Source organism: Streptomyces sp. NPDC017936 (genome assembly GCF_044328485.1).
Lineage (GTDB): Bacteria > Actinomycetota > Actinomycetes > Streptomycetales > Streptomycetaceae > Streptomyces.
The window spans coordinates 184,917-210,959 of sequence record NZ_JBIRHK010000012.1 but is presented as its reverse complement, the minus strand read 5'-3'; the positions used below and the strand labels follow the sequence as shown (position 1 = coordinate 210,959).

The following is a 26,043-nucleotide window of genomic DNA, read 5'->3' as shown; positions in this document are numbered from 1 at the left end:
GGTCCGGCACGCACCTCGGCGGAGTCGTCGTCGGCTGCCGGCGCTCGGCATCGACGTCCTCCCCCGCACTGCATCTGTACGTACCGGATCCCGCTCGTGCTCGTTCACAGGTGCTGATCCTTTCCTCCGCCCCGATCCGCCGGACGGGCCCTAGCGGCCCAGGCGTCCACGGACCATGCCGACGAGCGAGTTGAGCTCCTCGATGCGCATGCGGCGGGCGGCGACGAAGAAGATGCCGAGCAGCACCGCCCCGCCGGCCAGCAGCGCGGCGAGGGAGCCGAGGACGCCCTGGCCCAGGCTGTGACCGATGCCGTAGCAGGCGGCGCCACTGAGCAGGGCGGCCGGCACGGAGGCGATGCACAGGCGCGCGTAGGTCCGCAGGACGCGGGAGCCGTCGAGGTCGCCACCGAGCCGCTTGCGCAGCCGGCTCCAGGCGACGCCGACGCCGATCGCGTAGGCCAGGCCGTAGGAGGCGGCCATGCCGATCACGGCCCAGCGGGGGTCGAGCACGAAGTAGCAGACCGCCGAGGCGCCGGCGTTGACCGCGGCCACGATGACGGTGTTGTAGAAGGGGGTGCGGGTGTCCTCGTACGCGTAGAAGGCGCGCAGCACCACGTACTGCACGGAGTAGGGGATCAGGCCGAGGCCGAAGGCCATCAGCATGAAACCCATGTTGGTGGCCTCGCTGGTGCCGGACGAACCGAAGATCAGAGTGCACATCGGGATGCCGAGCGCGAGGAAGCCGAAGGCGATCGGGACGATCGCGACGGCCGTGGTGCGCAGTCCCTGGGAGATGTCGTCCCGGACCGCGCCGGCGTCCTCCTCGGCCGCCGAGCGGGAGAGACGCGGCAGCAGGGCGGCCATCAGGGAGACCGTGATGATGGCCTGCGGCAGGCCCCAGATCAGCTGGGCGTTGGCGTAGGCGGCGAAGCCGGTACCGTCGACGGGCGAGTCCTTGCCGGCCGCGGTGGACAGCTGGGAGACGACGATCGCGCCCGCCTGGTTGGCGAGGACGAACAGGAAGGTCCACTTGGCGAGCGTGACGGCCTTGCCGAGGCCGTGGCCCTTCCAGTCGAACCGCAGCCGCAGCCGGAAGCCGGTCTCCCGCAGGTACGGGATCATCGCCAGGGCCTGGACGACCAGGCCGAGCAGGATGCCCACGCCCAGGAGCCGCTGGCCCTCCGGCGGGATGGACGTGACCTTCATGCCGGAGTCGGCGGCGGTGCCGTAGACCCAGATGAACATGCCCAGCGTCACGATGATGACGATGTTGTTCAGGACCGGTGTCCACATCATCGCGCCGAACCTGCCGCGCGCGTTGAGGATCTGCCCCATCACGACGTGGATCCCCATGAAGAAGATCGAGGGCAGGAAGTAGCGGACGAAGGTGATGCCGACCTCGTTGGCGGCCGGGTCGCTGGCGACCGGGTCGGACAGGAGACGGATCAGGACGGGGGCCGCGGCGACCGAGGCGAGCGTGAGCACGCCGAGCGCCACGACGACCAGGGTCAGCAGACGGTTCGCGTACGCCTCGCCGCCGTCCTCGTCCTCCTTCATGGCGCGGACGAGCTGGGGGACGAAGACGGAGTTGAGGCCGCCGCCGACGGTCAGGATGTAGATCATCGTCGGAAGCTGGTAGGCGACCTGGAAGGTGTCACCGAGCAGACCGACGCCCAGCGCCGAGACGATCAGCGCGGAGCGGATGAAGCCGGTGAGGCGCGAGACCATCGTGCCCGCCGCCATCACGGCGCTGGACTTCAGCAGGCCCGAGGCCCGCCCGCCCTTCTTGGCGACCGTGGCGGCAGCCGGTGCCGGCTCCGCCGCCGGGGCGGCCGCCGGTCGGGCGCCCAGGTCCATGGTCTGGTCGGTGAGGGACGCCGAGGAGGCCTGGTACGACGCCACCGCTCCCGGCCCGCCCGGGGAGGCCACCGGATTCGGGACCGCCGGGGGCTCGGAGGAGGGCCGGACGCCGCCCTGTTGCTGGTCCCGGAAGAGATGCGCGAAGGCGTCCGGCTCGTGGCGCTCCTCCCCGGAGTGCGTGACGAGGTCGTCGACGCCGACGAACTGGGTCGTGCGGGGATCGTCGCCGTACGGCAGGTACTGGGTCGGGCCGTCCGGCTCGGGCGCCGGCGTCTGGGCCCACATGCGCGGGTCGGGGGCGTACGGCGACTGCTGCGGCGGTGCGTACAGCGGCTGCTGAGGCTGGTGCGTGCCCGGGGGCGGCGGGGGGTGGGCGGCACGGTCGTAGAGCGCCTCGGTGACCGGGTCCTGCGCGGTGAGGTCCTGGGCCCGGTAGGGGTCCTGGTCGTAGGCGTCCTGGAGGTACATGTCCGCGGGGTGCTGCGGCGGCACCTGGCCGTGCTCGGGCGGCGGGCCCTCGGGGTAGCCCGAGCTGCCCGCGGCCTGGCCGCGGTCACCGTCGTACGGCGCGTTCATGGTTACCCCACCTCATCGTCCCGGGCCCACCGGCCACGACATCCTCAACGGTCCACTCTCTCACCCGTGCCGGAAGGGTCGACCCTTTCCACCGCGGTGTCCGGCGCCCCGTCACTCGGCTGCACCGGCTCGTCCGCCCCGGACCGGACACCGGATTCCTCGGGGAGACGGTCCTTCGGCTCCTGCGCCGTGGCAGGGGTGTCCGGCGTCTCGTCCGCCTCGTCGCGGGTGTCGTCCTCGGCCTCGCGGGCCGCGGCGCGCTTGCGCTGGGTGTACATGCGGAAGCCTGCCAGCACCAGCAGCAGGACGCCGCCGCCGATGACCAGCATCACGGTGGCCGTGATCTCCGTGACCTTCACATCGAAGGTGACCGGGGCCCCGTACGGCCGGCCGTCCTCCGTGTAGAGCTGGGCGACCACCGACGTCTGACCGTTGACGTTGGCGGACGTGGTGAACTTCACCGTCGTGCTGTGCCCGCCCGACACCGCGATGGGCTGCTCGAAAGAGGCGTTGCCACCGATCTCGAGACGGGTCGGATTGGTCGAGGTGAGCCGCAGCCTCAGGTGCTCGACGCCCTGCACGAGGTTGTTCTGCACGGTGACCGGGATCGTGGCGCTGCGTCCGGAGAGCTTGGTATCCGACTTCTGGATCAGCTTGACCTGGTCGGTCAGGGTGTCGAGGTAGTTCTGCACGCCTTGGCGGAAGGAACTCGCCGCCGTGCTCCGGCCCCGCCACGACGTGGACATCTCACGGTTGACGGCCCGGCCGAAGGGGGTCGCCGCCCGGGATTCGTCGGTGAGGATGACCTTGAAGTTGTCGAGCTTGGCCTGGGTGGTCGCGATCTCCTCGAAAGCCGACCGGGACAGTTCCCGGTTGCGCAGCGAGGAGAGGTACTTCGATCGCGCCGGCACCTTCGTGGTGGCACCGGCGTCGGGCTTGGCCGCGGCGGCCGCGGTGAGCTGCTGGGGCTGCGACCAGGTGCCGTCCTGGAGAGCGGTGACCGCCCTCGCCATCACCTGGGCCTGGCTCGCGGTCGGCATCCGCTGCGGTGCGACGACGACGGTGCGCTGCTTGTCCGTCTGCAGGTTCAGCGCCAGGCTCTGCGCGAGGAACTCCTGTACCGCGAGCGTGGACACGGAGGCCCTCGCCAGGTCGCCCTGGAACACCGTCGACAGCCGCGCGTCCGCGACCACCGCCGTGGTGCCACCCCCGATCGGCCGGGCCGCGGAGGGCGTGTACGACAGGCTGCCCGTCTCCCGCAGGCTGTCACTGCGCGCGATCACCTTGTCGGCGCCGGCGGAAGTGGCGATCTTGACGATCGAGGGGTCGACGGCCCCCTCCACAGGCCAGGCGAAGTCGGTGCTGGGAGTGACGTGGAGCACCGTCTCCACCGTGACGGCGGCGACGTCGGTGGCCGCCTTGAGCTGGCTCAGCGAGCCGGTGGCACCGGTGCCGTTGTGAGCGAGGGAGGCCAGGTCCGGATCAGCGAAGGGCAGGGCGACGACCTCCTTGCCCCGCACCGCCTCCTGCAGGTGGGCGAGCCACTGCTTGGCCACCGCCTGATGCGTGCCGGCCGTGGTGGTGGTGCCCTCGCCGCGGAGGTCGTAGGTGCCGGTCATGGCGTCGACGGAAGCCAGCAGGTCCGGGTCGATCACCCAGGTGACGTCGAGGGCCTTGCCCAGGCTCACGAGCTGGTCGAGACGGCCGCCGGGTGAGATCTCCTCGGCGAGGTCGTCGTTCAGGAAGATCGGCGTCTGCTGCTTGTTGGAACCGGTCTCGGCCGTCATGTGGACGGTGGACATCAGCGGCCACAGCACGGTCGTCCTCGTCGTGGTGTCCGCCTTGTCGGGCTGCCACGGCAGGAACGTCCGCTGGATGCCCAGCAGCCGCGCCCACGGCTTCGCCGCGGTCTCGCCCGAGAGCGAGACGCCCAGGGGGTAGACCCCGTCGTCCCCGAGGTCGAGCGCGTCGACCGGTACGGCGATGCTGAAGGGCTGCGCGACGCCCGGCGTGAGCTTGGCGAACTTGGCGACGTACTTGCCGCCCACTTCCTCACCGGCGGGGGCCGAGAGGTCGTCGGCCTTCCTGGTGGCGGACTCGATCGCCGAGCGGGTCGTCAGCGCGGAACCCACCCGCAGGTCCACCTGGGCGTCCGTGACCGCTTGCTTGCCGTTGTTGGTGACCGTGCCGGACACGGTGAGCGTGTCCCCGTCGCTGGGGGCGCTGGGGGTGAGCGTGTCGACGGCGACGGCCACGGTGCCCGCGTCGGAGGCTTCCCTGACCGACGCCTGACCCTCGGCGTGTGCCGGGGAGGCGGGCAGCTGGAGCAGGCCGGCCAGCAGAGGCGCCCCCGCGAGCAGTGCTCCGGTGCGCCGCAGCCACCGGCGGGCAGGTGAGGGAGTCCCCGGGAAGTCTGCAGCCTCGGCCACGCGTTCGTCCGTCCCTCGTCGTCGTCAGTGGTGGTCGTCGGAAAGTGCGTCCACGCATGGTAACGAGGAGCGCTGAAGGTAAGTGCCACGGTCTGCTTCGCAAGATCGGCGAAGACGGCCGTGCCGTCCTCTATGTTCACGTATGAAGGGACGCACCCGCGTACGTCACAAGTGCTGATCTTGGGCGGCTGTCGGAGGAGGTGTCCGCACTCCTTGATCGGGGCGCCTGGCCCGCCGCGGCACGTACCCTCTTCTGTTGTGCCGAACGCCAACGAAGACAACCTCAGTGTCCTGAGCCAGGTGCAGCACCGCGCGGTGAGTGAACTGCTGCGGGTCGCCCCTGTCGCCGACGACCTCGCCCGCCGTTTCCAGGAAGCTGGGTTCTCACTCGCCCTGGTCGGTGGCTCGGTACGGGACGCGCTGCTCGGCCGGCTCGGCAACGACCTGGACTTCACGACGGACGCGCGTCCCGAGGACGTGCTGAAGATCGTCCGGCCGTGGGCGGACGCCGTCTGGGAGGTCGGGATCGCCTTCGGCACCGTGGGCGTGCAGAAGGACGGCTACCAGATCGAGGTCACCACCTATCGGTCGGAGGCCTACGACCGGACCTCCCGCAAGCCCGAGGTGTCCTACGGCGACTCCATCGAACAGGACCTCGTCCGACGTGACTTCACCGTCAACGCGATGGCCGTGGCGCTTCCGGAGAAGGAGTTCATCGACCCGCACGGCGGCCTCGACGACCTCGCGGCCCGGGTGCTGCGCACCCCGGGCACGCCCGAGGAGTCCTTCTCCGACGACCCGCTGCGCATGATGCGCGCCGCCCGCTTCGCCGCCCAGCTCGACTTCGAGGTCGCCCCCGAGGTCGTCACGGCGATGACGGAGATGGCCGGCCGCCTGGAGATCGTGTCCGCCGAGCGAACCCGGGACGAGCTGAACAAGCTGATCCTGTCCGCGCACCCCCGCAAGGGGCTGGCGCTGCTGGTGGACACCGGGCTCGCCGACCACGTTCTGCCGGAGTTGCCCGCCCTGCGGCTGGAGAGGGACGAACACCACCGGCACAAGGACGTCTACGACCACACGCTGATCGTTCTGGAGCAGGCGATCGCACTGGAGGAGAGCGGCCCCGACCTGACACTCCGCCTGGCCGCACTGCTGCACGACATCGGCAAGCCGCGCACCCGCCGCTTCGAGAAGGACGGCAGAGTCTCGTTCCACCACCACGAGGTGGTCGGCGCGAAGATGACCAAGAAGCGTATGACGGCCCTGAAGTACTCCAACGAACTCGTCAAGGACGTCTCGCGCCTGGTCGAACTCCACCTCCGCTTCCACGGGTACGGCGCCGGCGAGTGGACCGACTCCGCCGTCCGTCGCTACGTGCGGGACGCGGGCCCGCTGCTGGAGCGTCTGCACAAGCTGACCCGCTCGGACTGCACCACGCGCAACAAACGCAAGGCGGCCGCGCTCTCGCGGACCTACGACGGGCTGGAGGAGCGCATCGCCCAGCTCAAGGAGCAGGAGGAGCTGGACGCGATCCGGCCCGACCTCGACGGCAACCAGATCATGGAGATCCTGGGCACCGGCCCGGGCCCCGTCGTCGGGAAGGCGTACAAGTATCTGCTGGAGCTTCGGCTGGAAAACGGGCCGATGGAGCACGACGAGGCGGTGGCGGCCTTGAAGGAGTGGTGGGCCGGGCAGAGCTGAACCGGGAAGCCGGGTCATGTTTCACGTGAAACATGACCCGCAGGGATGCGAAGAGGGCGATGTTTCACGTGAAACATCGCCCTCTTGGCGTCTGCTGCCTTACTTGTCCTTCAGGCAGAGCAGGAAGTCGCTTCCGTCGCCGCTCTCGGTGTAGGAGTACTGGAAGTCCTTGGCCTTCTCCTCGCACTTGCTCTCGGCCGTGAGGGCCGTGTAGTTGCCCTCGATCTTGGCGAGCACCACGTACTGGGCCTTCGAGTCGCCGCAGTCGACGACCTCGAGGTCCGGGTTGTTGTCGTCGCTGCTGCCGCGGTGCATGCAGTCGCCGACCTTCGCCGTGTTGGCGTCGTCCTGGCTGGCTATGTAGCCACCGGCGATCACGCCGATGGCGGCGACGACGAGGACGACGTTCTTGATCGTCTTAAAGCTGACCTTGCGGCGGGGCTGTGGCGGCACCGGCGCGTAGGGAGCGGCACCCTGCGGGGGGAGCCCCGGCTGACCGGGCTGCTGGGGGTAGCCGCCCTGGGGCGGGTACGGGGCCTGAGGCTGGTTCTGGGCGAACGGGTTCTGGCCCTGGGGCGGCGGAGTGGTCACTTGGGGGTCCCCCTAGAACATGGGTGAGTGCGTGCGCAAGGAGCGCATAAGACCCACGTAAGTTATCGGTCCCCACTGACAAGCCAGTAGCCAGGACGGGCTCTGTGTCACTGATGTGACACTTATCGGCGATCAAAACGGGCCATACCCACCGCTACCAGTCCGTAGATAACGGCGACTGTTATCACCAGCACCGCCGAGCGGCCGTTCGGCGGCAGCATCAGGGCCGCGACCGCCGCCGCTCCGACGAAGGCGACGTTGAAGAGCACGTCGTAGAGCGAGAAGATCCGGCCGCGGAAACCGTCGTCGACCGCGGACTGGACGATCGTGTCCGTGGCGATCTTGGCGCCCTGGGTGGTCAGGCCCAGGACGAACGTCGCGACCAGCAGAGGAGCCGTGGCGAACGGAAGACCGAGGGCGGGCTCCAGGATCGCGGCGGCCCCCGCGCACACGACGATCCAGCGGCCCGCCCCGAGTCGCCCCACGGCCCCCGGCGTCACGACGGCCGCCGCGAAGAAACCGGCGCCGGAGATGCCCAGGGCGACTCCCAGCAGCGCGAGGCCGTCGTCGGTGTCGGAGGTCAGGGTGTACCGGCACAGCATCAGCAGCATGACCAGCAGGGCGCCGTAGCAGAACCGCATCAGGGTCATCGCGCCGAGCGCCCAGGCGGCCTCCCGGCGGGCCGGCTCGGCGAGGTGCCGGATGCCCGCCACCAGGTCGCGGGCGGTACCGGCGATCGCCGTCATGAGCCGGGGCTGGACCAACGCGCGGTCGGGGCCCAGGAGCTCCCGCGCCATGCGCAGCGATGCGAGCGCCCCGCACAGGTACAGCGCCGCTCCCAGCAGCACGACGGCCGCGTCGGAGTCCGCGGCCGCCAGCCGGACGACGAAGGCGAGGCCGCCCCCCGCCGTCGCGGCCAGGGTGCCGGCGGTCGGGGAGAGGGAGTTGGCCATCACCAGGCGCTGGGCGTCGACCACACGCGGGAGAGCGGCGGACAGGCCCGCGAGGACGAAGCGGTTGACGGCGGTGACGCACAGCGCCGAGGCGTAGAAGAGCCAGCCGGGGACGTGACTGACCATCAGCACGGCGGTCACCGAGGCCAGTGCGGCGCGCAGCAGGTTGCCGTAGAGGAAGACCTGACGGCGGCGCCAGCGGTCCAGCAGAACGCCGGCGAAGGGGCCGACCAGGGAGTAGGGAAGCAGCAGGACCGCCATCGCGGAGGCGATCGCGGCGGCCGAGGTCTGCCTCTCCGGAGAGAAGACGACGTACGTGGCGAGCGCGACCTGGTAGACGCCGTCGGCGGACTGGGAGAGCAGCCGTACGGCGAGCAGGCGCCGGAAGTCGCCGAAGCGCAGCAGGACGCGCAGATCGCGGTGGACGGCCATGGGGCACAGCCTCACATACGCAGAAGGCTCCCGGACCACATGGTCCGGGAGCCTTCTGCGGCCCTGGCAGGAGCGACTCGATGAGCTTTAGCGCTCGACCTCACCCTGGATGAACTTCTCGACGTTCTCGCGGGCCTGGTCGTCGAAGTACTGGACCGGCGGGGACTTCATGAAGTAGCTCGAGGCCGACAGGATCGGGCCGCCGATGCCGCGGTCCTTGGCGATCTTCGCGGCGCGCAGGGCGTCGATGATGACACCCGCGGAGTTCGGGGAGTCCCAGACCTCGAGCTTGTACTCCAGGTTCAGCGGGACGTCACCGAAGGCACGGCCCTCGAGGCGGACGTAGGCCCACTTGCGGTCGTCCAGCCAGGCGACGTAGTCGGACGGGCCGATGTGGACGTTCTTCTCGCCGAGGTCCCGGTCGGGGATCTGGGAGGTGACGGCCTGCGTCTTGGAGATCTTCTTGGACTCCAGGCGCTCGCGCTCGAGCATGTTCTTGAAGTCCATGTTGCCGCCGACGTTCAGCTGCATCGTGCGGTCCAGGATGACACCGCGGTCCTCGAACAGCTTGGCCATGACGCGGTGCGTGATGGTGGCGCCGACCTGCGACTTGATGTCGTCACCGACGATCGGGACGCCCGCCTCGGTGAACTTGTCCGCCCACTCCTTGGTGCCGGCGATGAAGACCGGGAGGGCGTTGACGAAGGCGACCTTGGCGTCGATGGCGCACTGGGCGTAGTACTTCGCCGCGTCCTCGGAGCCGACGGGCAGGTAGCAGACGAGGACGTCGACCTGCTTGTCCTTGAGGACCTGGACGACGTCGACCGGCTCCTCGGCGGACTCCTCGATGGTCTGGCGGTAGTACTTACCGAGGCCGTCGAGGGTGTGGCCGCGCTGGACCGTGACACCGGTGGTGGGCACGTCGCAGATCTTGATGGTGTTGTTCTCGGACGCGCCGATGGCGTCCGCGAGGTCGAGGCCGACCTTCTTCGCGTCCACGTCGAACGCGGCGACGAACTCGACGTCACGGACGTGGTAGTCGCCGAACTGCACGTGCATCAGGCCCGGCACCTTGGACGCCGGGTCGGCGTCCTTGTAGTACTCCACGCCCTGCACCAGCGATGCGGCGCAGTTGCCCACGCCGACGATGGCTACGCGAACCGAACCCATTCCGGTTGCTCCCTGTGTGTACGAGTGAGGCCCTGACTGGGCGCTCACGTGGCGGTGTCGTCGGGCGTATCCGTCCCGGGGGTGCCCCCGGAACGGGGCAGGCCGCCCGTCGCTCCAGATGTGGTGTCCTGCTGAGCGGACCCCCCGGACGCGGAACCCCTCAGATCCCGTCCGGCCCGCTCGCTCTCGATGAGCTCGTTCAGCCAGCGCACTTCGCGCTCCACGGACTCCATCCCGTGGCGCTGGAGCTCAAGCGTGTAGTCGTCGAGGCGCTCCCGGGTGCGTGCGAGGGAGGCGCGCATCTTCTCCAGGCGCTCCTCCAGCCGGCTGCGCCGGCCCTCCAGGACGCGCATGCGCACATCACGCGAGGTCTGCCCGAAGAAGGCGAAGCGAGCGGCGAAGTGCTCGTCCTCGTACGCGTCGGGCCCCGTCTGCGAGAGCAGCTCCTCGAAGTGCTCCTTACCTTCCGCCGTCAGCCGGTAGACGATCTTGGCGCGGCGGCCCGTGAGGGGAGCGGTGAGGGCGTCCTCCGGGCTGTTGCTCGCTTCCTCGATCAACCAACCGTTGGTGACCAGCGTCTTGAGGCAGGGGTAGAGCGTGCCGTAGCTGAACGCACGGAACACTCCCAGCGACGTGTTGAGTCGTTTGCGCAGCTCATAGCCGTGCATCGGGGACTCGCGGAGCAGGCCGAGCACGGCGAACTCGAGGATGCCGGAACGCCGGCTCATCCATCGCCTCCCCTCTGCCTCGACCCGTCATGACGGGCGTCCTGACCGCTTTATCTCGCGCTGATGTATCGACTCGATACATCACGACGATAGAACGGCCTTCCGGGTGCGACAAGAGGGAGGATGGTGAACGGGGTCACATCGCCGATTCGTCACGGGCAAGTTGTCCGCTTTGATGGGAACTTCGGGACCAGGGGGGTTTTGACGGTGCGTAGTCTGTGCGCCATGCAGACCACCGGGACTCGCGTGACGTCGGGGGGCGTCGAGGTCCCCGGTGCCGTACGGGTGAATACGCAACCGACCGCATCCGTACTTCGGGGGGACAGGAAACCAGCCGCCGTTTCCAGGCGCGCACGGATGCGCCTGCCCGAGGAGTAATCGTTCGATGAGCGAGCACCGTCGCAAACCGCCGCAGCCGCAGGAAGGCGGACGTGCCGCGGCCCGACGCGGCCAGTCCGGCTCGTCCTCCGGCCGCCGTGCGGCACCGCGAGGCGCCACAGGGTCTCCTTCCGACTCGTACGGGTCGGGGCTCCACGGGCCGGGAGGCGAGGCGCGGTCGTACGGCGGCCGTGCCGAGACCCGCCGCGCGGGACAGAGGAGCACGGGTGGCCGGCGCGGAGGGGCAGAACCCGCAGGGGGCCGCCGTGGCGTCCCCAGTGGCCCTCCCGGCCGGGGCAGAGGGCGTGTCGCGCCCGACAGGAAGCGGCTGATCGACTACCCGCGTGCCGACAAGGACGGCTGGCGCCGCTGGACGCCGTCCTGGAAACTCGTCGCCGGCCTGTTCGTCGGCTTCGTCGGCTGTCTGGTCGCCGTGGCGGGCATCGGGTACGCCATGGTCGCGGTCCCGAAGGTCGACGAGACGGCGACGGCGGAGAACAACGTCTACTACTGGAAGGACGGCAGCCAGATGGTTGCCACCGGTGGTGAGACGAACCGCCAGATCATCGACCTCTCGCAGATCCCCGAGGCGATGCGCTGGGCCGTGATCTCCCAGGAGAACAAGACCTTCTACGACGACAGCGGCATCGACCCCAAGGGCATCGCGCGCGCCGTGTTCAACATGGCCCGTGGTGGACAGACGCAGGGTGGCTCGACCATCACCCAGCAGTACGTCAAGAACGCCATGCTGAACGACCAGTCGCAGACGATCTCCCGGAAGTTCAAGGAGATCTTCGTCTCGATCAAGGTGGGCGCCACGGTCGACAAGGACGAGATCATGGCCGGCTACCTGAACTCCGCGTACTACGGGCGCAACGCCTACGGGATCCAGGCCGCCGCCCGCGCGTACTTCAACAAGGACGCCATCAAGCTCAACGAGGGCGAGTGCGCCTTCCTGGCCGCCATGCTCAAGGGCGCGACGTACTACGACCCGGCGGGCGCGGTGTCCATCGACACCTCCGCGACATCGGATGCCAACACCAAGCGCGCGCTGGTCCAGATGCAGGACACGCTCGACAAGATGGTCGAGTACGGGCACCTGAGCCCCGACGTGCGGGCCAAGTACACCAAGCTCCCCAACTGGCAGAACCCGCGTTCCAACACCCAGCTGAGCGGGCAGGTCGGCTACCTCGTCGACCTCGCCAACAGTTACGTGGTCACCCACAGCAAGGAAACGGGGATCACCCAGGAAAAGCTGCAGCAGGGCGGCTACTCGATCTACACGACCTTCGACAAGAAGAAGGTCGACCAGCTCACGGAGGCCGTCACCAAGGTCTACAAGGCCAACATCAAGCCGGAGAAGCGTCCGGAGACGGACACCCACGTCCAGTTCGGCGGGGCGTCGGTGAACCCGGCCACCGGCGCCATCGAGGCCATCTACGGCGGTGCGGACGCGACCAAGCACTTCACCAACAACGCCGACCAGACCGGTGCCCAGGTGGGTTCGACGTTCAAGCCGTTCGTTCTCGCCGCCGCGATGAGCTGGGGCGTCCGCGACCCCGACCTGGGTTCCTCGCAGGCGCAGGACGAGCGCACCATCGTCTCCCCCAAGAGCCTGTTCAGCGGAAAGAACAAGCTCAAGATCAAGAACTACGACGGGACGGTCTGGAAGAACGAGAAGGGCGAGGAGTGGCTGCAGACCAACGACGGCCAGGTCTCCTACGGCTCCGCGCCCAACTACAAGATCGACCTGCGTGAGGCGATGCGTGAGTCGGTGAACTCCGCGTTCGTGCAGCTCGGCATGGACGTAGGCCTGGACAAGGTCAAGGAGGCCGCGGTCAACGCCGGCATCAAGGAGAGCACCCTCGCCGGCACCACCTTCCCGTCGTTCTCCATCGGCATCTCCGACCCGAGCGCGATCCGCATGGCGGGCGCCTACGCCACCTTCGCGGCCAGCGGCAAGCAGCGGGACCCCTTCTCCGTCGAGAAGGTCACGGGCAAGGAAGGCGTGCTCTACACGCACAAGACGGCGACGAAGGAGGCGTTCACCTCGAAGGTCGCCGACAACGTCACGGACATCCTCAAGACCGTGGTCGAGGAGGGCACGGGTACCGCCGCCCAGCTGGACGGGCGGGACGTGGCCGGCAAGACCGGTACCACCGACGGCAACAAGTCGGCCTGGTTCGTCGGCTACACCCCGCAGCTGTCGACGGCGATCACCATGTTCCGGTACCCCGACGACGAGACCCAGAAGAACCGCACGTTCCTGGAGATGTTCGGCACGGGCGGCCAGGAGAAGATCCACGGTGCCTCGTTCCCGGCGGAGATCTGGCACGACTACATGGACGAGGCCATGGAAGGCCTTCCGGTGAAGAGGTTCCCCGAGCCCGAGCCCATCGGTGAGGTCCTCAACAAGGACCCGGAGCCGTCTCCCAGCCCCTCGGTCACCGAGACCGAGGAGGAGAGCCCGTCGCCCTCCCCGACTCCCAGCGAGACGGAGACCGAACCCTCGCCCTCCCCGAGCGAGACGTGCAACAGGTTCTTCGGCTGCGAGGAAACCTCGGGCGGCGGGAACAACGGCGGCGGCAACGGGGGCAGCGACGAGACGAGTCCGTCACCGTCCCCCTCGGAGTCGGAGGACACCACGAGAGGCAATCAGAGCGGCGGCCTCTTCGGAGGATCGACCGGTTAACGGTGTCATCGCCCCGAGCGGGCGTTTCACGTGAAACATCCGCATGTTTCACGTGAAACGAGGGCCGTCCCACGGCAGCAGGTGGGGCGGCCCTCGGCTTTTTCCTAGGTCCGTACGGCAGGATGTGGCCCATGCCCAGTGCAGAATCGACGCCGACGCGCGTGCACGAGCCGGACCCGGTACGGCCGACCAGGGACGACGAGGTCGCCGGTGCCGGCAGCGAGCTGATCGGTGGCCCCCTCGGGCGGCACGCCCTGACGGGGACGTCCTGGCTGACTCCCGTACGGGTCGTCGCGCTCGTGGCGATCGGGATGTTCGCCCTCGGGCTGGTCCAGAAGGCGCCCTGCTACAACGGCGCATGGTTCTTCGGCGCCAGCTCCCAGTACACGCACGCGTGCTATTCGGACATCCCGCACCTCTACCAAGGGCGCGGGTTCGCCGACGGGCTCGTGCCGTACTTCGACAAGCTCCCCGGCGACATGCAGTACCTCGAGTACCCGGTGCTGACCGGTGTGTTCATGGAGGTGGCCAGCTGGCTGACACCGGGCAGCGGCAGCATCCAGCACCAGGAGCAGTGGTACTGGATGGTCAACGCCGGGATGCTGATGGCGTGCGCGGCCGTCATCGCCGTCTGCGTGGCCCGCACGCACGCCCGGCGCCCCTGGGACGGTCTGCTGGTCGCCCTGGCACCCGCCTTCGCGCTGACCGCCACCATCAACTGGGACCTCCTGGCGGTCGCTCTGACGGCCGTCGCCATGCTGATGTGGTCGCGGGGCCGCTCGCTGGGTTTCGGGGTCCTGCTCGGGCTCGCCACGGCCGCCAAGCTCTATCCCGTCTTCCTGCTGGGCCCGCTGTTCGTCCTGTGCTGGCGGGCGGGGAAGTGGCGGGAGTTCGGCACCGCTCTGGGAGGCGCCGTCGTCGCCTGGCTGGTGGTGAACCTGCCGGTGATGCTCTTCGCCTTCGAAGGCTGGTCGAAGTTCTACACGTTCAGCCAGGAGCGGGGCGTCGACTTCGGTTCCTTCTGGCTGATCCTGGCCCAGAACTCCAGCGACCCCCTCACCACGGACAGCGTCAACACCCTGGCCACGCTGCTGGTCGTGGTGTGCTGCGTGGGCATCGCGGGGCTCGCGCTCGCCGCTCCCCGCCGCCCCCGCTTCGCTCAGCTCGCCTTCCTGATGGTGGCGGCCTTCATCCTCACCAACAAGGTCTACTCACCGCAGTACGTCCTGTGGCTGGTGCCGCTGGCCGTGCTCGCCCGGCCGAAGTGGCGCGACTTCCTGATCTGGCAGGCGTGCGAGGTGGCGTACTTCCTCGGCATCTGGATGTACCTCGCCTACACCACCAGCGGTGACGCCCACAAGGGCTTGCCGACCGACGGCTACCACTGGGCCATCGGCGCGCACCTGCTGGGGACGCTGTACCTGTGTGCCGTGGTCGTGCGGGACATCCTCATGCCGGAGCGGGACGTGGTGCGGCAGGCCGGTGACGACGATCCCTCGGGCGGTGTGCTCGACGGTGCGGAGGACGTCTTCGTCCTCGGTGCGGCCACCCGTCCTCCCCGCCACGCCGCGCCCTTCGACGGGGCGCAGGTGGGGTGGGGCAAGCAGGGGACCGACAGTTCGCCCTGAGTGAACAGGACGCTTCCGCGTCATACGAAAGGCCGTACACGGAGTCCGTGTACGGCCTTCGTCATGGCCCTGTTCCGGCGACTCAGCGGTCCACGAGCCGGTCGAACTGGGTGGTGGTGTGCCGCAGATGAGCCACCAGCTCGTCTCCGACGGTCGGCTCGGGAGCGTCCGCGGGCACGAAGAGGATGGACACCTGCATGTGCGGTGGCTCGGCGAACCAGCGCTGCTTGCCGCCCCACACGAACGGCGAGAGATTCCGGTTCACCGTGGCGAGGCCGGCGCGAGCGACGCCCTTGGCGCGCGGCATGACGCCGTGCAGGGCCTTCGGGGCCTCCAGGCCCACCCCGTGCGACGTTCCGCCCGCCACGACCACCAGGAAGCCGTCGGAGGCCGCCTTCTGCTGCCGGTAGCCGAAGCGGTCGCCCTTGGCGACGCGGGTGACGTCCAGGACGGCGCCGCGGTACTCGGTGGCCTCGTGGTCGCCCAGCCACAGCCGCGTGCCGATGCGGGCGCGGAAGCGGGTCTGCGGGAACTGCTGCTGCAGCCGGGCGAGTTCCTCGGCCTTGAGGTGGCTGACGAACATGGTGTGCAGCGGCAGCCGGGCCGCGCGCAGCCGGTCCATCCAGCCGATGACCTCCTCGACGGCGTCGGAGCCGTCGGTGCGGTCCAGCGGCAGGTGGATGGCGAAACCCTCCAGCCGGACGTTCTCTATGGCGGCGTGCAGCTGCGGCAGGTCCTGCTCGCTGATGCCGTGCCGCTTCATCGAGGACATCACCTCGATGACCACGCGCGCGCCCACGAGGCCGTACACGCCGTCGATCGAGGAGACCGAGCGCACGACGCGGTCCGGCAGCGGCACGGGCTCCTCACCGCGCCGGTACGGCGTCAGCACCAGCAGGTCGCCGCCGAAGAAGTCCTTGATGCGCGCGGCCTCGTACGTCGTGCCGACGGCGAGGATGTCCGAGCCCAGCCGGGTGGCCTCCTCCGCCAGCCGCTCGTGCCCGAAGCCGTAGCCGTTGCCCTTGCAGACCGGGACGAGTCCCGGGAACTGCTCCTGCACGTGCTTGTGGTGCGCCCGCCAGCGCGCGGTGTCGACGTAGAGCGTGAGCGCCATGGCCGGACCTGGAACCTTTCTCGTGGCTGCGGTGTGTCAGAGAGGGGGGAGCTGTCGGAGCCGTTGAGGCCATTGAAGCGGTGAGAGCCGCCGGTGCGTGCTCAGCGCCGCGACATGTAGATGTCGAGCGCCTTGTGGAGCAGCTTGTTCAGCGGGAAGTCCCACTCGCCGAGGTATTCGGCGGCCTGCCCGCCCGTTCCGACCTTGAACTGGATCAGGCCGAAGAGGTGGTCCGACTCGTCCAGCGAGTCGGAGATGCCGCGCAGGTCGTAGACGGTGGCGCCGAGCGCGTAGGCGTCGCGCAGCATCCGCCACTGCATCGCGTTCGAGGGGCGGAACTCCCGGCCGATGTTGTCGGAGGCTCCGTAGGAGTACCAGACGTGCCCGCCGACGATCAGCATCGTGGCCGCCGACAGGTTCACCCCGTTGTGGCGGGCGAAGTACAGCCGCATGCGGTTGGGGTCCTCGGTGTTGAGGGCCGTCCACATGCGCTGGAAGTAGGACAGCGGGCGCGGCCGGAAGTGGTCGCGCACGGCCGTGATCTCGTACAGCCGCTGCCATTCCTCGAGGTCGTGGTAACCGCCCTGGACGACCTCGACACCGGCCTTCTCGGCCTTCTTGATGTTGCGGCGCCACAGCTGGTTGAAGTTCTTGTGGACCTCTTCGAGGGAACGGTTCGCCAGCGGCACCTGGTAGACGTAGCGCGGCTGGACGTCGCCGAAGCCGGCGCCGCCGTCCTCGCCCTGCTGCCAGCCCATGCGGCGCAGCTTGTCCGCCACTTCGAAGGCGCGCGGCTCGATGAAGTCGGCCTCGATGTCGCGCAGCCGCTTCACGTCCGGGTTCTGGATGCCCGCCTTGATGGACGTGGCCTCCCAGCGCCGGATGATCACCGGCGGGCCCATCTTCACCGAGAAAGCGCCCTGCTGCTTGAGGTGCGCGAGCATCGGTTCCAGCCACTCGGTCAGGTTCGGCGCGTACCAGTTGATGACCGGGCCCTCGGGCAGATAGGCCAGGTAGCGCTTGATCTTGGGCAGCTGACGGTAGAGGACGAGACCGACGCCGACGAGCTCACCGGTCCTGCTGTCGAACCAGCCGAGGTTCTCCGAGCGCCACTCGGCCTTGACGTCGGCCCAGGCCGGAACCTGCATGTGGCTCGCCGACGGCAGGCTCTGGATGTACGCCAGATGCTGCTCGCGACTGATCGTCCTCAGGGTCAGGCTCATTCGGGGCGCTCCTCGGGCTGGTGTGTCCCCATGGGAACAGGGGCTCCGGCTCTAGCGCCGAAGCCTACTGCGCCTCGGGAGCGGCCCGACTGGGCGTACGGCAGCTTCGCCCCGGCCTTGTCGGCGGCCGGGGCGGTTCACCGGGCGCTCAGGCGTCCTCCGCGTCTTCGGCCGACGCCGGCGTCCGGGGTCCCGGGCCGGCGTCGGCCGACTCGTCAGACGCCGCCGAAGAGGCCGCCGTTCGCCATGCCGAGCATGAAGCCGACGCCGGAGGCGCCGAGACCCAGGATCAGGAAGAAGCGCTGGCGGGTGGTCTCGGAGATCCACTGTCCGTAGGCGCCGGTACCGATCCCCACCAGACCGGTCCAGGAACTGAGGAGATGCAGGTGGTCGAACTGTGCCGTGACGAAGGACACCACGCCGAGCACCAGGGTCACCGCCATCAGGGCGTCCTGGACGGGGTGGGACTTGCCGTCGGTGGCGAAGAGGGAACCGACTCCGGTGTTGGGTCGCAATGCTCGTGCCATGGGGCACCTCCTGCGGAAGGCGGCGCATCGTAGCGCCATACACACCCGATGTGTACAGATTGACGGCCACCGCCGCCGGATTTCAACCGGAAGCCGGTGTGCAGGTAGTCTGTACCGTCTGCACCGGTGTCTGCCCAGGCACGCCCAGGGACTCCGCCCAGCTCAGAGCGGGGACGTCGCAAGCCGACCCCCGATTGTCAGTGGCGGCCGATACCGTTGCGTACGCATCACAACCCTCCTGCCACGGAACGACCGTGGCCGCTGAGTCCGAAGGAGGTGGGTTCCACATGCGTCACTACGAGGTGATGGTCATCCTCGACCCCGATCTCGAGGAGCGCGCTGTCTCCCCGCTGATCGAGAACTTCCTCTCCGTCGTCCGTGAGGGCAACGGAAAGGTGGAGAAGGTCGACACCTGGGGCCGTCGTCGTCTCGCGTACGAGATCAAGAAGAAGCCCGAGGGCATCTACTCGGTCATCGACCTGCAGGCCGAGCCTGCGGTCGTCAAGGAGCTCGACCGCCAGATGAACCTGAACGAGTCGGTCCTCCGGACCAAGGTCCTCCGTCCCGAGACCCACTGAGCGTCCCCGCTCAGCCGATCTCGGGAATCTGAGTAGCCACACAAGCAGCCAGCAGCAAACCCGCCGAGAGGTTCCCCCATGGCAGGCGAGACCGTCATCACGGTCATCGGCAATCTTGTCGATGACCCCGAGCTGCGCTTCACCCCCTCCGGTGCGGCGGTCGCGAAGTTCCGTGTCGCGTCCACTCCCCGCACCTTTGACCGCCAGACGAACGAGTGGAAGGACGGCGAGAGCCTCTTCCTCACCTGCTCGGTCTGGCGTCAGGCGGCGGAGAACGTCGCCGAGTCGCTCCAGCGAGGCATGCGCGTCATCGTGCAGGGCCGGCTGAAGCAGCGGTCCTACGAGGACCGCGAGGGTGTCAAGCGCACGGTCTTCGAGCTGGACGTCGAGGAAGTCGGCCCCAGCCTGCGCAACGCCACGGCCAAGGTCACCAAGACCTCCGGCCGCGGTGGCCAGCAGGGCGGCGGCGGCTTCGGCGGCGGCCAGCAGGGCGGCGGCTGGGGCGGCGGCCCCGGTGGCGGCCAGCAGGGCGGCGCGCCCGCCGACGACCCGTGGGCCACCGGCGCTCCCGCCGGTGGTGGCCAGGGCGGCGGTGGCGGCTGGGGTGGAAACTCCGGCGGCGGTGGCGGCTACTCGGACGAGCCCCCCTTCTAGGCCTTCGGGCCCGGTCTTCCGGGCCTGCTCGGGTCGAGGGCGGGTCGTATCCCAACTTCTTGATCACACAGGAGAAACACCATGGCGAAGCCGCCTGTGCGCAAGCCGAAGAAGAAGGTCTGCGCTTTCTGCAAGGACAAGGTCACGTACGTGGACTACAAGGACACGAACATGCTGCGGAAGTTCATTTCCGACCGCGGCAAGATCCGTGCCCGCCGCGTGACCGGCAACTGCACGCAGCACCAGCGTGACGTCGCCACGGCCGTCAAGAACAGCCGTGAGATGGCGCTGCTGCCCTACACCTCCACCGCGCGCTAAGGGAAGGGTGACAGAAACATGAAGATCATCCTCACCCACGAGGTCTCCGGCCTCGGTGCCGCGGGCGACGTCGTCGACGTCAAGGACGGCTACGCTCGCAACTACCTGATCCCGCGGAAGTTCGCGATCCGCTGGACCAAGGGCGGCGAGAAGGACGTCGAGCAGATCCGTCGTGCTCGCAAGATCCACGAGATCCAGACCATCGAGCAGGCCAACCAGGTCAAGGCCCAGCTCGAGGGCGTGAAGGTCCGCCTGGCCGTCCGCTCCGGCGACGCCGGTCGTCTCTTCGGTTCCGTCACCCCGGCCGACGTCGCCTCGGCGATCAAGGCTGCCGGCGGCCCCGAGGTCGACAAGCGCCGCATCGAGCTCGGTACGCCGATCAAGACCCTGGGCGCCCACGAGACGTCCGTGCGTCTGCACCCCGAGGTTGCCGCCAAGGTCAACATCGAGGTTGTCGCGGCCTGACCGCTGCACTCGGCTTGATGAGCTGAGAAGGGGCCGCACCTTCCCGGTGCGGCCCCTTCGGCGTGTTCGGGTCCAGGACGGCTCCGCCCCTGTTCCAGGTGAAACGCCGGTTTCACGTGAAACGGTCAGCGCGTCGCACCGGTGACCACCCAGTGCCCGGAGCGGGCTCGCAGCCACAGAGTCAGCATGCGGACCACCATCATCAGCGTCATCGCACCCCACAGTGCGGTCAGCCCACCACCGAGAGCCGGCACCAGCAGGGCCGCCGGCGCGAAGACGGCCAGGGTGAGCACCATCGCCCGGGCGAGATAGGGGCCGTCACCCGCGCCCATCAACACGCCGTCCAGGACGAACACGATGCCGCAGACCGGCTGGGAGAGCGCCACCACCAAGAGGGCGGGGAGTGCCGCGTCCTTCACCACCTGGTCACCGGTGAACAGCGGCAGGAAGACCGGGCGGCTGATGACCACCAGCAGGGCGAGGACGACACCCACGGCGATGCCCCACTCCACCATGCGACGGCAGGCGGCGCGGGCGCCCTGGGCGTCGCCGGCGCCGAGACAGCGCCCGATGATGGCCTGCCCGGCGATGGCGATGGCGTCGAGAGCGAAAGCGAGCAGGCTCCACAAGGACAGAACGATCTGGTGCGCCGCGATGTCCGCGTCGCCGAGACGGGCGGCGACAGCGGTGGCGATCATCAGGACTGCTCGCAGGGACAAGGTGCGCACCAGCAGGGGCGCGCCGGCCTGGGCAGAGGACCGTATGCCGACGGCGTCCGGTCGCAGTGAGGCGCCGTGGCGGCGGGCGCCCCGGATCACCACGACGAGATAGGCCGCCGCCATGCCGCACTGGGCGATCACGGTTCCCCAGGCGGATCCGGCGATGCCGAGGCCGGCGCCATAGACAAGGCCGGCGTTCAGGGCGGCGTTGGCGACGAAGCCGGCGACGGCGACATAGAGCGGTGTCCTGGTGTCCTGGAGGCCGCGCAGGACACCGGTTGCGGCGAGGACGACGAGCATGGCGGGAATGCCGAGCGCCGAGATGCGCAGATACGTCGTGGCGTGCGGAGCTGCCGTGTTCGAGGCGCCGAAGAATTCCACGAGCGCCGGAGCCGTGGGCAGAACGGCCGCGATCACGGCGACCCCGAGTATCAGGGCGAGCCAGATGCCGTCCATGCCTTGCCGGATGGCTGCAGGAAGGTCGCCCGCGCCCACGCGGCGCGCCACGGCCGCCGTGGTGGCGTAGGCGAGGAAGACGAAGATGCTGACGGCGGTGGTGAGAAGGGCTGAGGCAACTCCCAGACCGGCCAGTTGCGCGGTCCCGAGGTGGCCCACGATCGCACTGTCGGCCATGACGAAGAGAGGCTCGGCGACGAGTGCGCCGAATGCCGGGACGGCCAGTGCGACGATCTCGCGATCATGCTGTCGCCGGGACGCTGCGGGGGGCGCGGCAGCTTGTGTCATGACCGCCAATGTAGTCGTCCACAGGTAATGGATGCAATCCGCAAGTGACCCTTACTCGCCGTGCGGCCGCAGCTCCTCTCGCCCGGCGTTCGAACCGATCTTGGTCCGACTGGGAAAGTTTTTCTTCTGCACAGCCCGTGGATGTCGAAAGTGCAGGTCAGGCGAGTTCCACAGGCAAAGAAGAGGGCTTGTTCACAGGGCTGTCCACCGCGTCGTGCACAGGTTTCGCGGAGTTGTCCACAGCATCCGGGGCATCGTCCACATGGCCTGTGGATAACCAGATTGGCTGACGGTGCCTGCGGGCCTACGGTTGTCCGGCGCCCGCTCCGCTCGCCGACTGTGAAACCCTCACAAAACCGGCACCCCAGCACCGGAGTTGGGCCTCTCAATTGTCAGTGCCGTGCCGTAGGAATGAGAGGCGCGGCGAGGTCCGCTCCGCGGACGGGAGGAGGTGGCTCGGTGAGCACTTCCGAGCCCTTGGACGATCCGTGGGCCGACAGCGGGCCCAGTGATCGTCTGCCCTCCGCCCGCCGACGCAGCGACGGCGGCCGTGGCCGCGACGAACAGCACGACCGCGACCGGGACAACGGCGCGTGGGACGGCGGGAGCCCGACTTTCGAGCGGGTGCCGCCGCAGGACCTCGACGCCGAACAATCCGTCCTCGGCGGCATGCTGCTGTCCAAGGACGCCATCGCCGACGTCGTGGAGATCCTCAAGGGCCACGACTTCTACAAGCCCGCGCACGAGATGATCTTCCAGGCGATCCTCGACGTCTATGCGAAGGGCGAACCGGCCGACCCCATCACGATCGCCGCCGAGCTCACCAAGCGCGGCGAGATCAACAAGGTCGGCGGCGCCGCGTATCTGCACACCCTCGTCCAGACGGTGCCGACAGCGGCCAACGCCGAGTACTACGCGGAGATCGTGCACGAGCGTGCGGTCCTGCGGCGCCTGGTCGAAGCCGGCACCCGCATCACCCAGATGGGGTACGCGGGTGACGACGACGTCGACGAGATCGTCAACCGCGCCCAGGCCGAGATCTACGCGGTCACCGAACAGCGCACCAGCGAGGACTACCTGCCCCTCGGCGACATCATGGAGGGCGCCCTCGACGAGATCGAGGCGATCGGTTCACGCAGCGGCGAGATGACCGGTGTCCCCACGGGCTTCACCGATCTCGACTCGCTCACCAACGGCCTGCACCCGGGCCAGATGATCGTCATCGCGGCCCGTCCCGCCATGGGCAAGTCCACGCTCGCGCTGGACTTCGCCCGGGCCGCGTCGATCAAGCACAACCTGCCGAGCGTCATCTTCTCCCTCGAAATGGGCCGCAACGAGATCGCGATGCGCCTGCTGTCCGCGGAGGCCCGCGTCGCCCTGCACCACATGCGCTCCGGCACGATGACGGACGAGGACTGGACGCGGCTGGCACGCCGGATGCCCGAGGTCTCCTCCGCGCCGCTCTACATCGACGACTCCCCCAACCTGTCGATGATGGAAATCCGTGCCAAGTGCCGCCGCCTCAAGCAGCGCAACGACATCAAACTGGTGATCATCGACTACCTGCAGCTGATGCAGTCCGGTGGCTCGAAGCGCGCCGAGAGCCGCCAGCAGGAAGTCTCGGACATGTCCCGCAATCTCAAGCTTCTCGCCAAGGAGCTGGAGGTTCCCGTGATCGCGCTTTCGCAGCTCAACCGTGGCCCCGAGCAGCGCACGGACAAGAAGCCCATGGTGTCCGACCTGCGTGAGTCCGGCTCCATCGAGCAGGATGCCGACATGGTGATCCTGCTGCACCGCGAGGACGCGTACGAGAAGGAGTCGCCGCGGGCGGGCGAGGCGGACATCATCGTGGGCAAGCACCGTAACGGTCCGACTGCCACGATCACCGTGGCCTTCCAGGGCCACTACTCGCGCTTCGTGGACATGGCACAGACCTGACCGGACCAGACGGCGGCAGCGGGAGTGCACGCGAACACCGTCTCGCGCCCTGGGCGAAACGACCTCGACGCAGGCCGGGCGGCCGGGTGAACTGGGCCCATGACGACACCTCAGGATGAGCTGCTCCCCGGCACCCGGCGGGCGCTGCTGCACCGGATCGCCGTGGCCCAGGCCGAGGGGCGGGCCCCGTCGCTCGTCGCCGCTGTCGTGCGCGACGGGCGGGCGGTGTGGCACGGAGCGCGGACCTCGGTCGACGGGCACGGCCCGGACAGGAACGTGCAGTACCGGATCGGCTCGATCACCAAGACCTTCACCGCCGTGCTCGTGATGCGACTGCGTGACGAGGGAGCGCTCGACCTCGGGGACCCGCTGGAGAAGCATCTGCCGTGCACCGGAACGGGGGAGGCGACGATCGCCCAACTGCTCGCCCACACCGGGGGACTGGCGGCCGAGTCGCCCGGTCCCTGGTGGGAACGGACGCCGGGCGCGCTGCGTCCCGAGCTCGCCGATGTCCTCGGCGACCAGCCCTTCCTCCATCCCGCAGGGCGCCGATTCCACTACTCCAACCCCGGATACAGCCTTCTGGGCGCCCTTGTCGAGCAGCTCCGCGGAGTGCCCTGGGACGAGGCGCTACGACGCGAAGTGCTCGAACCCCTGGGCCTGGACCGCACCACCACACGGCCGCAGCATCCGCACGCGGGCGGCTGGGCGGTGCACCCGTGGGCCGATGTGATGCTGCCGGAGCCCACCGAGGACTTCGGGCGGATGGCCGCAGCCGGTCAACTCTGGTCCACCGCCGGCGACCTGGCACGGTTCGCCGCCTTCCTGGCCCACGGGGACGACCGGGTGCTGAGCGCGGAGACCCTCCGGGAGATGCGGACGCCCGCGGCCCCGGCCGAAGAGACGGATCTGAGGGACGGCAGCGCCTACGGGCTTGGTCTACGGGTGGAGGCCCGGTCCGGCCGGCTGCTGGTGGGCCACTCCGGGTCCGTCCCGGGTTTCCTGGCGAGCCTCACGCTCAGCGTGGACGACGATGTCGCCGCCGTGGTGCTCAGCAACTGCACCTCCGGACCGATGGTCTCTCAAGTGGCCGCGGATCTCGTGTGCATCGTGGCCGAGGCCGAGCCGCGCTTCCCCGCCCCGTGGCGCCCGTTGCGGGAAGTCGATCGCACCGTCCTGGAGCTGGCCGGCCAGTGGTACTGGGGCACCAGTCCCTTCGCCCTGCGTCTCACGGCCGACGGCCTCCTCTCCTTGGGGCCGCTTTCCGGTGGAGGCCGGCGTTCAGGGTTCAGGGCGAACGGCGACGGGTCCTGGACAGGACTCGAGGGCTACTTCGCCGGTGAGGTCCTGCGGGCCGTACGACGCCCGGACGGCACGGTGGACCACCTGGACCTCGGGTCGTTCGTGTTCACGCGCCAGCCGTACGACAACGGGGCTGATGTACCCGGTGGCGTCGACACCGGCGGATGGCGGGGGATCGGCTGACGCATGCGGTGCGCGACCGGCTGAGCAAGCCGGAAGCGGGGGAGACGAGGGCGGCCACGTTTCACGTGAAACATGGCCGCCCTCGGTCGGCGGTACCGGGCGTCGGTTGCCTCAGAGCGGAAGCTTGAAGCCGACATGTGAGGCCACGAAGCCCAGCCGCTCGTAGAAGCGATGGGCGTCTGTGCGTGTGTGGTCGGAGGTCAGCTGCACCAGCTGGCAGTTCTCCCGCCGGGATTCCTCGATCGCCCACTCGATGAACCGCGTGCCCAGGCCGCTGCCCCGCTCGTCGGCGTGGACGCGCACGCCCTCGATGATCGACCGGGTCGCTCCGCGCCGGGACAGGCCGGGCACGATCGTCAGCTGGAGGGTGCCCACCACGCGACCGTCGCGCACGGCGACGACCAGGCGCTGGTTCGGATCGGCACTCAGCCGTTCCCAGGCGGCCCGGTACGGGGTGAGGTCGTCCGGCGACTCGCGCTGGGCGCCCAGCGGGTCGTCCGCGAGCATGCCGACGATCGCGGGGATGTCCTCTGCGACGGCGGCCCGCATCTCAAGATCTCCCATGGCCGCACCCTATGCGGGAGTGGGCGCCTTCAGTGACTCCACGACCCGGACCAGGGGGGCCAGGTTCGGGTCGCGTGCCGCCTCGTCGAGAGCTTCGCGGAGTGCCGCGTCATTGGTCGGGCGGGCCTCGTCGAGCAGTTCGAGGCCGGCCTCGGTGACGTTGGTGTAGATGCCGCGGCGGTCCGTGGGGCACAGGTAGCGCTCGAGCAGCCCCCGGTCCTCGAGCCGGGTGACCAGCCGGGTGGTGGCGCTCTGGCTGAGGACGACCGCGTCGGCGACCTGCTTCATCTGCAGATGGCCCCCTTCGCCGTCGTGCTGGCGGCTGAGCACGTCGAGCAGCGAGTACTCGCGCACGCTCAGGTCGTGCCGGGCCTGCAGTGCGCGCTCGATGTGGGCCTCGATCCTCCCGTGCAGCAGGGAGAGGGCGCACCAGCCCTGGGCGAGGGCGGTGAGCGCGGGGTCCGTCGCAGTCATGGGTGTCTTCCTCCGTCCCGGAGCGGCTGAATCCAGGATAGAGCAGCTCCGCAATAGTCAGCTGTTGCCTATATCCCGCGTCTGCAACTATTGTGGACGCAC

21 protein-coding genes are annotated in these 26,043 nt (G+C 69.0%); 9 read left to right on the top strand and 12 right to left on the bottom strand.

The window, feature by feature from the left end; all coding sequences use genetic code 11:
- Positions 1-150: 150 nt before the first annotated feature.
- Together murJ and ACH4F6_RS25160 are read right to left on the bottom strand one after the other, a co-directional pair.
- Complete coding sequence (gene murJ, locus ACH4F6_RS25165) at positions 151-2,436, bottom strand: murein biosynthesis integral membrane protein MurJ (RefSeq protein WP_397962567.1); 2,286 nt, start codon at positions 2,434-2,436, stop codon at positions 151-153.
- 44 nt (positions 2,437-2,480) lie between these two features.
- On the bottom strand, positions 2,481-4,865 hold the full coding sequence (locus tag ACH4F6_RS25160) for a DUF6049 family protein (protein ID WP_397962566.1): 2,385 nt from the start codon (positions 4,863-4,865) through the stop codon (positions 2,481-2,483).
- A 258-nt stretch (positions 4,866-5,123) separates the two neighbouring features.
- Between ACH4F6_RS25160 and ACH4F6_RS25155 the strand changes: the two genes are divergently transcribed.
- Entirely contained in the window at positions 5,124-6,566 is a 1,443-nt protein-coding gene (locus ACH4F6_RS25155; protein ID WP_397962565.1) for a CCA tRNA nucleotidyltransferase, read from the top strand.
- Positions 6,567-6,665: 99 nt separating this feature from the next.
- Here ACH4F6_RS25155 and ACH4F6_RS25150 read toward each other — a convergent pair whose 3' ends face one another.
- From ACH4F6_RS25150 to ACH4F6_RS25135, 4 genes are all read right to left on the bottom strand, one after another.
- Positions 6,666-7,157, bottom strand: a complete 492-nt coding sequence (locus ACH4F6_RS25150; protein ID WP_397962564.1) for a hypothetical protein — start codon at positions 7,155-7,157, stop codon at positions 6,666-6,668.
- Positions 7,158-7,279: 122 nt separating this feature from the next.
- Entirely contained in the window at positions 7,280-8,542 is a 1,263-nt protein-coding gene (locus tag ACH4F6_RS25145; RefSeq protein WP_397962563.1) for an MFS transporter, read from the bottom strand.
- An 87-nt stretch (positions 8,543-8,629) separates the two neighbouring features.
- Entirely contained in the window at positions 8,630-9,712 is a 1,083-nt protein-coding gene (locus ACH4F6_RS25140; RefSeq protein WP_397962562.1) for an inositol-3-phosphate synthase, read from the bottom strand.
- Positions 9,713-9,756: 44 nt separating this feature from the next.
- Positions 9,757-10,440, bottom strand: a complete 684-nt coding sequence (locus ACH4F6_RS25135; RefSeq protein WP_397962561.1) for a helix-turn-helix transcriptional regulator — start codon at positions 10,438-10,440, stop codon at positions 9,757-9,759.
- Between the two features lie 385 nt (positions 10,441-10,825).
- Here ACH4F6_RS25135 and ACH4F6_RS25130 point away from each other — a divergent pair, with 385 nt between their 5' ends.
- Both ACH4F6_RS25130 and ACH4F6_RS25125 read left to right on the top strand, forming a co-directional pair.
- Entirely contained in the window at positions 10,826-13,510 is a 2,685-nt protein-coding gene (locus tag ACH4F6_RS25130; protein WP_397962560.1) for a transglycosylase domain-containing protein, read from the top strand.
- Between the two features lie 131 nt (positions 13,511-13,641).
- Positions 13,642-15,138 (top strand): glycosyltransferase family 87 protein, encoded by a 1,497-nt coding sequence (locus ACH4F6_RS25125; RefSeq protein ID WP_397962559.1) that lies wholly within the window; start codon positions 13,642-13,644, stop codon positions 15,136-15,138.
- Positions 15,139-15,220: 82 nt separating this feature from the next.
- Here ACH4F6_RS25125 and ACH4F6_RS25120 read toward each other — a convergent pair whose 3' ends face one another.
- The 3 genes from ACH4F6_RS25120 to ACH4F6_RS25110 all read right to left on the bottom strand — a co-directional run bounded on the left by ACH4F6_RS25120 (position 15,221) and on the right by ACH4F6_RS25110 (position 18,002).
- Positions 15,221-16,252 (bottom strand): alanine racemase, encoded by a 1,032-nt coding sequence (locus tag ACH4F6_RS25120; protein ID WP_397962558.1) that lies wholly within the window; start codon positions 16,250-16,252, stop codon positions 15,221-15,223.
- 101 nt (positions 16,253-16,353) lie between these two features.
- Positions 16,354-17,475 carry a peptidoglycan bridge formation glycyltransferase FemX gene (gene femX / locus ACH4F6_RS25115; protein WP_397962557.1) on the bottom strand — a complete coding sequence of 374 codons (1,122 nt, stop codon included), beginning with the start codon at positions 17,473-17,475 and terminating at the stop codon, positions 16,354-16,356.
- A gap of 215 nt (positions 17,476-17,690) precedes the next feature.
- Positions 17,691-18,002 carry a hypothetical protein gene (locus ACH4F6_RS25110; protein ID WP_397962555.1) on the bottom strand — a complete coding sequence of 104 codons (312 nt, stop codon included), beginning with the start codon at positions 18,000-18,002 and terminating at the stop codon, positions 17,691-17,693.
- A gap of 287 nt (positions 18,003-18,289) precedes the next feature.
- Between ACH4F6_RS25110 and rpsF the strand changes: the two genes are divergently transcribed.
- The 4 genes from rpsF to rplI all read left to right on the top strand — a co-directional run bounded on the left by rpsF (position 18,290) and on the right by rplI (position 20,017).
- A complete protein-coding gene (gene rpsF / locus ACH4F6_RS25105) occupies positions 18,290-18,580 on the top strand; it encodes a 30S ribosomal protein S6 (protein WP_004950685.1) in 291 nt (96 codons plus the stop codon).
- Between the two features lie 78 nt (positions 18,581-18,658).
- Positions 18,659-19,234 (top strand): single-stranded DNA-binding protein, encoded by a 576-nt coding sequence (locus ACH4F6_RS25100; RefSeq protein ID WP_397962554.1) that lies wholly within the window; start codon positions 18,659-18,661, stop codon positions 19,232-19,234.
- Positions 19,235-19,315: 81 nt separating this feature from the next.
- Positions 19,316-19,552, top strand: a complete 237-nt coding sequence (rpsR, locus tag ACH4F6_RS25095; protein WP_003949403.1) for a 30S ribosomal protein S18 — start codon at positions 19,316-19,318, stop codon at positions 19,550-19,552.
- A gap of 18 nt (positions 19,553-19,570) precedes the next feature.
- Positions 19,571-20,017 carry a 50S ribosomal protein L9 gene (rplI, locus tag ACH4F6_RS25090; RefSeq protein WP_396318931.1) on the top strand — a complete coding sequence of 149 codons (447 nt, stop codon included), beginning with the start codon at positions 19,571-19,573 and terminating at the stop codon, positions 20,015-20,017.
- Positions 20,018-20,142: 125 nt separating this feature from the next.
- Here the strand turns inward: rplI and ACH4F6_RS25085 are convergent, their stop codons facing one another.
- Positions 20,143-21,480: an MATE family efflux transporter gene (locus ACH4F6_RS25085; protein ID WP_397962553.1), complete on the bottom strand. Its 1,338-nt coding sequence runs from the start codon at positions 21,478-21,480 to the stop codon at positions 20,143-20,145.
- Positions 21,481-21,939: 459 nt separating this feature from the next.
- On the opposite strand from ACH4F6_RS25085, the gene dnaB reads away from it, so the two are divergent.
- Both dnaB and ACH4F6_RS25075 read left to right on the top strand, forming a co-directional pair.
- Positions 21,940-23,418 (top strand): replicative DNA helicase, encoded by a 1,479-nt coding sequence (dnaB, locus tag ACH4F6_RS25080; RefSeq protein WP_397962552.1) that lies wholly within the window; start codon positions 21,940-21,942, stop codon positions 23,416-23,418.
- A gap of 99 nt (positions 23,419-23,517) precedes the next feature.
- Positions 23,518-24,903 carry a serine hydrolase domain-containing protein gene (locus ACH4F6_RS25075; RefSeq protein WP_397962551.1) on the top strand — a complete coding sequence of 462 codons (1,386 nt, stop codon included), beginning with the start codon at positions 23,518-23,520 and terminating at the stop codon, positions 24,901-24,903.
- A gap of 111 nt (positions 24,904-25,014) precedes the next feature.
- Here the strand turns inward: ACH4F6_RS25075 and ACH4F6_RS25070 are convergent, their stop codons facing one another.
- Entirely contained in the window at positions 25,015-25,467 is a 453-nt protein-coding gene (locus ACH4F6_RS25070) for a GNAT family N-acetyltransferase (protein ID WP_397962550.1), read from the bottom strand.
- Positions 25,468-25,476: 9 nt separating this feature from the next.
- Entirely contained in the window at positions 25,477-25,941 is a 465-nt protein-coding gene (locus ACH4F6_RS25065; protein WP_397962549.1) for a MarR family winged helix-turn-helix transcriptional regulator, read from the bottom strand.
- Between the last annotated feature and the right edge of the window lie 102 nt (positions 25,942-26,043).